Origin of the sequence: Paenibacillus glycanilyticus NBRC 16618 (assembly GCF_004000805.1) — a bacterium.
In the GTDB taxonomy this organism is placed as follows: Bacteria; Bacillota; Bacilli; order Paenibacillales; family Paenibacillaceae; genus Pristimantibacillus; species Pristimantibacillus glycanilyticus.
This window is the reverse complement of sequence record NZ_BILY01000077.1, coordinates 1-10,321: the sequence shown is the minus strand read 5'-3', so window position 1 is coordinate 10,321 and position 10,321 is coordinate 1. Positions and strand designations below refer to the sequence as shown.

Below are 10,321 nucleotides of genomic sequence, written 5' to 3'. Positions count from 1 at the left end.
AGCGGTAGCTGCAAGAGGGAAACTTCCTCTTAAATTTGTATCCGTAGGTCAGCACAATGTTTGACACAGGGTATCGGAATGTGATATAAATTGTATACAATTTAATTTTGATCAAATCATTTTTATTCAGAGGAGGATTCATCATGAGCGTTTATTCATTTGAAGCGGATACAATTAGAGGGCAGCAAGTTAGCCTCGAGGATTACAAGGGCAAGGTGCTGGTCATCGTAAATACAGCAAGCAAATGCGGCTTTACGCCTCAGTATTCCGATCTGCAGAAGGTATACGAGCAATATAAGGATCAAGGACTCGAAATTCTGGGCTTCCCGAGCAATCAGTTCGGCGAACAGGAGCCGGGATCGAACTCGGATGTGCAGGAATTTTGCCAGATCAACTATGGCGTATCCTTCCCGCTGTTTGCGAAAACGGATGTCCGCGAGGAATCGGCTCATCCTTTGTTCAAATATTTGACGGAGCAAGCTCCTTTCCATGGCTTTGACACCTCGGAGCCAAGCGGCAAAATGCTTCATGCTTTCCTGTCGGAGAAGCTGCCTCATTACCTGGAAGGCAACGACGTGAAATGGAACTTCACGAAGTTTCTTATTGACCGCCAGGGCAATGTAATCAAACGGTTCGAATCGACGGACGAGCCGCTGAATATGGTCGAAGATATTCAAAAACTGCTGTAATCTCATACGGCGTTAATGAAAAGCTCATGCTGCCCGCGATAAGGCCGCATGGGCTTTTTTGCTGTGCAGCTCAAACCTCCCACCAGATGACCTCCACGCCGACCCCCAACAGGCCAAGTACGGTCAAAGTGCCTACCACGTTAATGGTTAAAGTCTGTCCCGGCGGTACGGCGACGCCTCCGCCAACGGAAAAGGAGAACGGCCCCGGCTGCAGCGGATAAAGAATAAAAGCCGTCCCGCCCGTTACGGCGTTAATGGAGGTGGTAACGGAAGCAACGCTGGCCGTCCCGCTTCCCAAGTTAAGATTGACCGGCGTTACGGTCGTTGGAGAAGCGACGGTTCCGCCGCTGTAGACCGTCACTTGCGCGGAAAAGCTCGAGAGCAGGCTTAACGAAATGTTGGTATACCCGATGATTTGTCCAAGGTATACGGTCTTGCCGCTGCCCGAAGGATTGGCTATGCGGATCGAGCTATTGACGCTACCTCCTAATACCCCTAAGGACAAGCTGTTAGAAGCGTTAATGGCGAAGGCCCCGCCGGCTTGCACGGAGGTGCCGGACTGAGCCGGAATTTCGGATCCGGGCTGCGTGTAGGAATTGGCTGCCGCTCCGTACAAGGGCCCATTGGAGCCATCGAATATCGGGTTATTCGGCATTAAAACTCCCACCACGAAATATTGGCCGCCGCCGTAATGGCACCGGTACCAACGGAAATGGTGACTGAACGGTTAGGCGCTACAATAAGTCCTCCTGCAAAAGCAACCTCAAACATCCCCGCCGCCAGCAGAGTGGTATAGAACAGCGTTGGCGTGCCCGATACGCTGCCGGTTGCTACCCGTGAGGTAGCCACGCTTGTTGTCGCATTCCCAAGCTGCATGTTAAACGGAGTTGGCGTTGTACCGCCCGTGACCGTACCTCCCGAATAAAGGTTCACCGTTGCCGCCGCACTCACCCCACCGCTAATTTTTGAAACATACAGCGACCTTCCGCTGCCGTTTGGATTGGATATCTGAATCAATAAGTTGGAGCCCGCCCCTACGGCCGTGCTAGCCGAAGTAACCATAAAAAACCGGCCGTTCGCAGCAGCGTCTTCTTCAGGAGGAGCCACGATGGCAGGACTGCTGTAGCGGTTATTCAGCAAAATATAAAGCGGATTGTTCTCGCTGTTGAATACGGAGTAATTCGTCAATTGTCCCCACCTCTTGTATCGAAATGCTTGCCACATTATATGGTGGAAAAGCCGGATTCGTATGGGGATTTACCGATGAGACGGAAGTTAGGTGAATCTACAGGCGTCAATCGCCGCCGCGGACAAATTCATTTACACATAAAGTAATGGAAGCATGGACATCGAGGAGAAGAGGAGAAATGGGAAAAGCAGCAGGATGCAAACATAGAAGACCACGCCGTTGCCGCAAAAAGCCTTTAAAGCCCAGAAAACGCCATATCCCCCGGAGACGTGTTTGCCGCAAGGGCAAAGACGGCAGCTGTTGTCAAAGTTTCCAATCCATTGAGTATGAAGAAGCTGCGACCTCGGATGAATTCGTCCCAATGCCCAAACAAGACACGGCTTTGGACTTGGTGTTTTCTTACGCAGTACTGAATCGGGGGAAAAATGCAGCCGTTGTACGCCTGGAGGTTGGCCCGAACGGAGTGGATTTCGTAAGCGACTACGAGAGCGTTGTTGAGCCGGGTGGCATGGCTATTATGACTCCGTCGAGATTTATGCATTTTACAAGACTCTCGATAAGGTCGCAGCAGCCAGGGGCTCCAACTTTAATCCAGGTGTATTATCAGGCGCAGCGGGCCCGGATGACTCCGGTTCATGAATTTCATTTTCTAAGAGAAAATAGGTGATGGGAAGGAATGCCCAATTTTTCGACATTTAATCCGAATCCGGATAATTTACGCACTTTAATCTTTGGGAAAGACAGTACGGATACGGCGCGGCCGCTGGCTGTGGACACAAGCGGTAATCTGGTTACCGTAATGCTTGACGGTACGATCAGCAGTATTCTGGGTGTAACGATTACGGCAGGGACAGTGGCTATCTCCGGCGGCACGGTTGGGGTGACCGGAACGGTGGCCGTGTCCGGAGGAACGGTCGACGCTACAATTACGGGCGGCACGATCAGCGCCGTACTTGGCACCACGATTACGGCCGGTACGGTAGCGATCTCAGGAGGTACAGTCGCGGTATCGGGCGGCACAGTCGCCGTGTCTGGCGGAACAGTAGCCGTATCCGGCGCAACGGTTACGGGCGGGACGGTAGATGCCGTGCTTGGCGCCACCATTACCGCAGGAACCATCAACGCCGTGCTTGGCACCACGATTACGGCCGGTACGGTAGCGATCTCAGGTGGTACAGTCGCGGTATCGGGCGGCACGTTTGAGATAGCCGGTGGAACGGTGGCGGTATCCGGTGCAACCGTAACGAGCGGCACGCTGGATGCCGTGCTAGGCGCAACGATCACGGCGGGCACGTTGGACGCCGTGCTAGGCGCGACGATTACTGCAGGAACATTAAACGCGTTACTTGGCGCGACGATCACAGGCGGAACCATTAACGCCGTGCTTGGCACCACGATCACGGCGGGTACGGTAGCGATCTCAGGCGGTACAGTCGCGGTATCGGGCGGCACGTTCGAAATAGCCGGAGGAACGGTGGCAGTGTCCGGTGCGACAATTACGGCGGGCACATTGGATGCGTTGCTGGGGGCAACCATTACGGCGGGAACACTGGATGCCGTGTTAGGCGCGACGATTACGGCAGGAACGTTGGATGCCGTGTTAGGCGCGACCATTACAGCCGGAACGATTACAGCCGTGCTCGGCACCACGATCACGGCGGGTACAGTAGCAGTCTCCGGAGGAACCGTTGCGCTGTCGGGCGGCACGGTTGCAGTATCTGGCGCGACAATCACAGCGGGCACGCTGGATGCGTTGCTAGGAGCAACGATCACGGCCGGAACGTTGACGGCGGTACTTGGAACAACCATCACCGCAGGTACAGTGGCGGTGTCTGCAGCAACAATAACCGGAGGCACATTAAACGCCGTGCTCGGCACGACGATTACAGCCGGTACTGTTGCGATTTCCGGAGGAACCGTTGCGCTGTCGGGCGGCACGGTAGCAGTGTCTGGCGCGACGATTACAGCGGGAACGCTGAATGCGTTGCTAGGAGCAACGATCACGGCCGGAACGTTGACGGCGGTACTTGGAACAACAATCACCGCAGGTACAGTAGCGGTGTCTGCAGCGACGATAACCGGAGGCACATTAAACGCTGTGCTCGGCACCACGATTACAGCCGGTACTGTTGCGATCTCCGGAGGGACAGTTGCGCTGTCGGGAGGCACGGTAGCAGTGTCTGGCGCGACGATTACAGCGGGCACGCTGGATGCATTGCTAGGAGCAACGATCACGGCCGGAACGTTGACGGCGGTACTTGGAACAACAATTACCGCAGGTACAGTGGCGGTTTCTGCAGCAACGATAACCGGAGGCACATTAAATGCTGTGCTCGGCACCACGATCACAGCCGGTACGGTGGCGATCTCCGGAGGAACCATTGCACTGTCGGGAGGCACGGTGGCGGTGTCTGGCGCGACAATCACAGCGGGCACGCTGGATGCGTTGTTAGGAGCAACGATCACGGCCGGAACGTTGACGGCGGTACTCGGAACAACCATCACCGCAGGTACAGTGGCAGTGTCTGCAGCAACGATAACCGGAGGCACATTAAATGCTGTGCTCGGCACCACGATCACAGCCGGTACGGTGGCGATCTCCGGAGGAACCGTTGCGCTGTCGGGCGGCACGGTGGCAGTGTCTGGCGCGACAATCACAGCGGGCACGCTGAATGCGTTGCTAGGAGCAACGATCACGACCGGAACGTTGACGGCGGTACTTGGAACAACCATCACCGCAGGTACAGTGGCGGTGTCTGCAGCAACGATAACCGGAGGCACGTTAAATGCCGTACTTGGCACGACGATTACAGCCGGTACCGTGACTGCGTTGCTGGGAGCAACGATTACGGCGGGAACTTTAAGCAGCGTCACTTCAATTTCTCAAAAGAGCTTCCAAGAAGTAGCGAACCTGAATAACCTAACAGCAGATGCATATACGGCTGTGCCGGCCATTACGACCAGCGTATTCGGCACTTATTCTTACTTTGTCTACAACAAAGGCCCGGGAACGAATGCAGCGACTGCACGTGTTGAGATCAGCGCCAACGGAACGAACTGGTATACCGACGTGGAGAGCGTAACGGGAATCGCGGTAGGCTCGGTTGATGTGCTGGTTCCGCAGCGTTTCCTGAAATATACGAGACTGGCCTACCGTTCGACAACGACCGGAAGCCCAACCACCGTCGACGTATACTTCAATGGCCAAGGCACGTAAGCCCAGGCTTACGAGTAAGAATTACCGCAAAAACCGCGCTAATTCTTGGCGTATGCTTACGAAGTAAGAATTATCGCAAAAACCGCGCTAATTCTTTTTAGGAGGGTTATAAAATGCTGCTCGGTGTTCACATCATCGTACGCAATGAAGAGGATATGCTTCCGGAATGCCTGGACAGCATTCGCGGCATAGCCGATGAGCTCATCGTTGTCGACACGGGTTCGACGGACGGAACGGTGGACATTGCCCTGCGGTATGGAGCAAGAGTGATTAAGGCGGAGTGGGAGGATAACTTCTCCTCCGCCCGCAATCTGGCATTAGAGCACGCACGCACCATATGGGTTCTGGTTCTGGATGCGGATGAACGGCTGAGGGGGGATTTGCAGTCGCTGAGGCAGGGGCTGCGAAAAGCCGATTCGTCCGCTTACCGGCTGCGAATGGAGCATCTGCTCGATGCCTCCAATACGGGACGCAGCATGACGAGCGAAGCCGTGCGTCTGTTCCGTGCGGACCGCGGCTACTCCTATTATGGAGAAATTCACGAGCAGCTCGTCCGTGTCCGGGAGACGGAGGGCGGCAGCATCATGATGGATGTGGACGGTCCGCTATGCGCCGGGACTCCGCACATTGCCCATATCGGGTACATGCCGGATGTGCTGCGGCGCAAATCCAAAGCGGAACGGAATTTACGGGTCATTTCCAGGCAGCTGACCAAGCAGCCGAATGACCCTTTTTGCCTATACAATTACGGGGTTACGTTATGCCAGCTTGGAAATGCCGAAGAAGCGGCGGCGGCCTTCGACAAAGCGCTTGTCTACACGCCTCTGACCGCTCCCTACCGGCCGACGCTGGTTAGAGATTACGCAACCGCGCTACTTGCTCTATCCCGGAATGGGGAGGCTGCCGAGCTGCTTCGGGGGGAGACGCTCCGGTATCCCGATTACCCGGACCTGTATATGCTGCAGGGCAACAGCTTGTCGGCATCAGGAATGCTGTTGGAGGCAAAGGAGGCTTATGAGACTGCTCTCGAAGCAGGCGCAAAACCTCATTCCTATATTTCCGAAAATGGAGCGGGCAGCTACCTGGCACAGCTTCGCCTGGCATCCGTATTGCAGCGGACAGGGGAGGCTGATGCAGCCCTGCTGGCATACGAAACCTTGCTTGGCGCCAAGCCGGGATGGGAAGAGGCTTTGTCTGCCTGGGCGGATTACCTTCAGCAGCTTGGCGTGTCCGACCAGGAGATCCGTCAGAAGTTAAGCGGTTTTGCCGGTAATGAAGGTGCAGAGCCGAATAAGCTGATGGCTCGCGTCTTAAGCCGTATCGGCGCCAACAGCATGGCGTTGCCTCTATGGAGGGAAGCGCTCCAGTCGAAATCCGCGTCAGCAGTTGGCGACCCAATAGCAATAAAGCTTACTTTGTCCGATATACGAGGGTTTGCGGACTGTCTGATCGGGACCGGTCAATATGCGGAGGCCGCCTTGCAAATTCGGGCTTGGCTTCAGGCGGTTCAACCGTACGCAGAAGAAGAGCCTTCCAATGAGACCCTTCAGTTAGGCATGGACTGGGCTTTATGCCGCTGGAATGACGGGGTGCAGATCAGCCGGGAGGAGCTGGCGGCTGTTCTTGGAGGAGGAAGCGTTGCCCGCGAGGCGGAGCAGCTGAACGGCTGGCTTCCTGCGGGGCAAGGGCCGCGGAACAAAATCGCGAAGGAGCAGGAGCTCGCTGCGGCTGTCCGCTGGCTGGATACGGCAGTGAGCCGGGGAATGCTGCGTCTTGCTCACCGGTTGGCAGGCGGCTACTACGGACTGAAGCCATACTTCGAAACCCTCCTTTATGACCACGGTTATGTGGATGCCGCCGCTGAACAAATGCTGGACCGTTTCGAGAAGGAGGGCCGTTTGACCGGGGAGCAAGCCTTCCGCCTGGGGGAACTGCTGTATTTGAAAAAGCTGTACAACGAAGCCTTATCCTTGTTCGATAGTTCGGCGGAAAGCGACAAAAGCGGCGTTTACGCGCAAAGAGCGCGATTGGGAGCCGCTGCCGCATGCCTGCAGCTTGCTATTGAAGCTCTCCAGCCGGATGAGTACAGCGGGACCCGCAATTGGGATGGCAGCTGGTCAGAGCCGGACCGGGTGAAGCTGCAGGAAGCATTGCTCCGAGTGGAGTGGATGGGCTGGCAGACCAGCTGGAACGGACGGCAAAGGAGGCGAGTGAATGGCGGAACAGCGGAAGCGGATTTCCTTATGCATGATCGTTAAGAACGAGGAGAAGCATTTGCCCGGCTGTCTCGACAGCGTGCTTGGCATAGCTGACGAGATCATTATCGTCGATACCGGTTCGACCGATGAGACCATTGCGATAGCGGAGCGGTACGGAGCGCAGGTAATCCGGAGCGGGTGGGAGCATGATTTTGCCAAAGCGCGCAACATAGGGGTGGAGCGGGCCAGCGGGGAATGGATTCTGTTCCTTGACGCGGATGAACAGCTGGATGCGGCAACAAAATCCCAGCTGCTCGAGTATGCCGGCCATGGGGAACTGTCCGCCCTGCTTCTCCAGATCAGAAACCAGGTTGGGCCGGACCATGATCAAGGCTCGACGATCCATCCCGTGCTTCGGATGTTCCGGAATGACCCTGCCCACCGGTTCGAAGGGCGGATTCACGAGCAGATTTCGTTTTCGATTTTAAGGAAAAACCCATCGGCCCGTTTTCACCTCACCGATGTCGTTATCCATCATTATGGTTATCGGACCCAGGTAGTGGCGGAGAAAAACAAGCTGAAGCGCAATATGGAGCTGCTCGAGCTTGCGCTTGCGGAGGACCCGGGCAATACGTTCCACCGCTATAATATCGGGGTTGAATATTTACGGAATAACCGGGCGGCGGAAGCACTCGAAGCGTTCCGGATTGCCAAGCGTTCCGCCGACTTCGAGCAGCTCTCTTACGCGCATCTGGTGCTGAAATACGAATCGCTTAGCCTCCAGCTGCTTGGCAGATGGGAGGAAGCCGCGGCTGCGGCGAAGGAAGGCACGGCTATTTTTCCCGACTATACGGATTTGTGGCATTATATCGCGCTTTGCTCAGCAAGCACCGGGCGGTTCAAGAATGCGATGGAAGCCGCCGAAAAAGCGCTGGAGCTAGGAGCGGCGCCCGCCCGCTACCATACGGAGGGCGGAATGGGAACGTTCCGGACGGCTTATCTGCAAGGACGAATCTATGAAGCGTTGCATGACGAGCAGGGCGTGGAGCAAGCTTACATGAAGGCGCTGCGGTTTAAGCCCAGCTTGCTGCCGCCGCTTTTCCGGCTTTGCAAATACATGCGGACCGCCGGCCGCGAAGGCCAGCTTGCCGCATGGATGGCAAGGCGGATCTCCTGCCCGGATGAAGCGGCTATGCTGAAGCTGGCCGGGGTGATGGTTGCCAGCGGCTGTCCGGACAGCGCGGTTGCGTATTTGGAATGGCAAGCGGAACTGTATAAGGAGCCCGGGCTCCGGCACTCTCTTTCCGTGCAGGCGAATGCTTTGCGCGACGGGGATTACGGCGGGCTGCCTTTTGCGGGCTGGCTTGGCAAGGACGAGGCGGAAGATACGCTGTCATCCGCGGCATACTGGAGGGAACGTGCGGAGCAGTATTTGGAACGGGTACAGCAGTCGAAGGAGCGCTCTGCCGAAAGGCAAGCCCTTCAAAGCATCCGCCTGCTGCTGCCCGGATTTGAAGGGTGGTAAGGAGGGGCCGGGATGGAAGAGAAGCTTCCGATATCGCTGTGCATGATTGTCCGGGACGAGGAATTATTCCTGCCGGGTTGTCTGGCCGCGGCGGCTCCTTATTGCTCGGAGATCATAGTGGCGGATACGGGATCGACAGACCGGTCGGCAGACATAGCGGAAGCTTACGGTGCAAAAGTGCTGCGGATTGCCTGGCAGGATGATTTCGCATTGGCCCGCAATGCGGCAATCGAGCAGGCCTCTCAGCCGTGGATTCTGGTGCTGGATGCGGATGAACGGCTTCTCCCGCTTCCTATGGAGGATTGGAGACGGCTGCTGCTGTCGGAAGAGCAATGCTACGGTTATTTAATAGAGATCAGAAGCAGGGTTGAAGGCATGGGAGGGGAGGAAGAGGTCTCGGACGCGGTCTGCCGGCTTTTCCGAAACGATCCGAGGATCCGGTTCTCCGGCGCTATTCACGAGGAAGCGGCAACGGCCGTCTCGGCTTGCGGAGAAGAAGCCCTGCGTTTTGCCCCGGTTGAAGTGCTTCATGAGGGGTACCGGCAGGCCGTTATGGCGAGACGCGGGAAGAAAGAGCGAAATAAAAGGATCCTGCTCGCTGCCCTGAACCGTGAACCGGAAAATCCGGTACTGCGGTATGCGATGGGGACGGAGTATTTTACTTACGGGGACTGGGAGCGGGCGGCCGAATGGCTGGAGCCTATGGTGAACGGGGAAGAAGCGGCTGAAGACGCCGGCTATTTATCCGACATATGGCTGAAGCTGGTCCATGCGCTGCGGGCGCTTGGCAGGCTGGAGGAAGCGGAGCGGTATGCCCGGAGCGGGTTAACCAGGTACGGCGATTTTCCGGATCTGCATGAAGCTTACGCGGCGGTGCTGATGGAGATGGATCGGCCGGGCGAGGCCGGGTTGGTGCTGGAGCGGTCATGCTTGGCTGGCAACCTGTCCGCGCGTTACTCTTCCGCCGCCGGCTCCGGAAGCTACCGGACGATGCTCGCCGCCGGTTACGCAGCGGAACGCAGCTATAACTGGGATCGGGCAGCCGAAGCCTATGCGGCAGCGCTTGAGGCTAATCCCGGCTATCGGCCGGCATGGGAAAGGCTGGTTGTGCTCGGTACGCTTGACGCTGAATATAGAAGGCATTGGATGGCTGCTGCCAATCGCGCGGCGGCCACCGGCGATCATAGGCTTTGCCGCTTCATGCTGGAGCTACTGGCTGACGCCGGTCTGCAGCTTGAGCCAGAGGCAAGCGGCCGGCTGATCGAAGGGCTGGCGGTGGGGGAAGCTTTTTGGAACGGCCTGCTCGCCGCGCAGCAGGGCGATCCGTCCGCTGCCCGGCAGCGCTGGGCGCGGCTGCCGGATGCGTACCCAGGCAAGGGCGAGTATCTCGCCGCCCTTGCCTGGGTGGATGGCGGGCGGGCTGAGCCGCCGCCCGCCGGGCTTGCGCACGCGCTGCTCCGCGTGCGTGCCTGGCCCGCGTGGCTGCGGCTTTGCCCAGCCGCG

8 protein-coding genes are annotated in these 10,321 nt (G+C 57.2%); 6 read left to right on the top strand and 2 right to left on the bottom strand.

What is annotated here, in order from left to right:
• Window positions 1-143 precede the first annotated feature (143 nt).
• Complete coding sequence (locus tag PGL01S_RS30350) at window positions 144-689, top strand: glutathione peroxidase (protein ID WP_127499441.1); 546 nt, start codon at window positions 144-146, stop codon at window positions 687-689.
• Window positions 690-759: 70 nt separating this feature from the next.
• Here the strand turns inward: PGL01S_RS30350 and PGL01S_RS30345 are convergent, their stop codons facing one another.
• Both PGL01S_RS30345 and PGL01S_RS30340 read right to left on the bottom strand, forming a co-directional pair.
• A complete protein-coding gene (locus PGL01S_RS30345) occupies window positions 760-1,344 on the bottom strand; it encodes a hypothetical protein (RefSeq protein ID WP_127499439.1) in 585 nt (194 codons plus the stop codon).
• Window positions 1,344-1,877, bottom strand: coding sequence for a hypothetical protein (locus PGL01S_RS30340; protein WP_127499437.1), 534 nt, complete (start codon window positions 1,875-1,877; stop codon window positions 1,344-1,346). Before PGL01S_RS30340 ends, PGL01S_RS30345 begins: the two co-directional genes overlap by 1 nt.
• 362 nt (window positions 1,878-2,239) lie before the next feature.
• Between PGL01S_RS30340 and PGL01S_RS30335 the strand changes: the two genes are divergently transcribed.
• The 5 genes from PGL01S_RS30335 to PGL01S_RS30310 all read left to right on the top strand — a co-directional run.
• Window positions 2,240-2,545 (top strand): DUF6385 domain-containing protein, encoded by a 306-nt coding sequence (locus PGL01S_RS30335; protein ID WP_127499435.1) that lies wholly within the window; start codon window positions 2,240-2,242, stop codon window positions 2,543-2,545.
• Between the two features lie 9 nt (window positions 2,546-2,554).
• Window positions 2,555-5,095: a beta strand repeat-containing protein gene (locus tag PGL01S_RS31405; protein ID WP_244935823.1), complete on the top strand. Its 2,541-nt coding sequence runs from the start codon at window positions 2,555-2,557 to the stop codon at window positions 5,093-5,095.
• 113 nt (window positions 5,096-5,208) lie between these two features.
• Window positions 5,209-7,353, top strand: coding sequence for a glycosyltransferase (locus tag PGL01S_RS30320; protein ID WP_127499433.1), 2,145 nt, complete (start codon window positions 5,209-5,211; stop codon window positions 7,351-7,353).
• Complete coding sequence (locus PGL01S_RS30315) at window positions 7,310-8,818, top strand: tetratricopeptide repeat-containing glycosyltransferase family 2 protein (protein ID WP_127499431.1); 1,509 nt, start codon at window positions 7,310-7,312, stop codon at window positions 8,816-8,818. The genes PGL01S_RS30320 and PGL01S_RS30315 overlap by 44 nt, the downstream gene beginning before the upstream one ends.
• A gap of 12 nt (window positions 8,819-8,830) precedes the next feature.
• The coding region (locus tag PGL01S_RS30310) for a glycosyltransferase (RefSeq protein WP_127499429.1) at window positions 8,831-10,321 on the top strand (1,491 nt) is incomplete at its 3' end.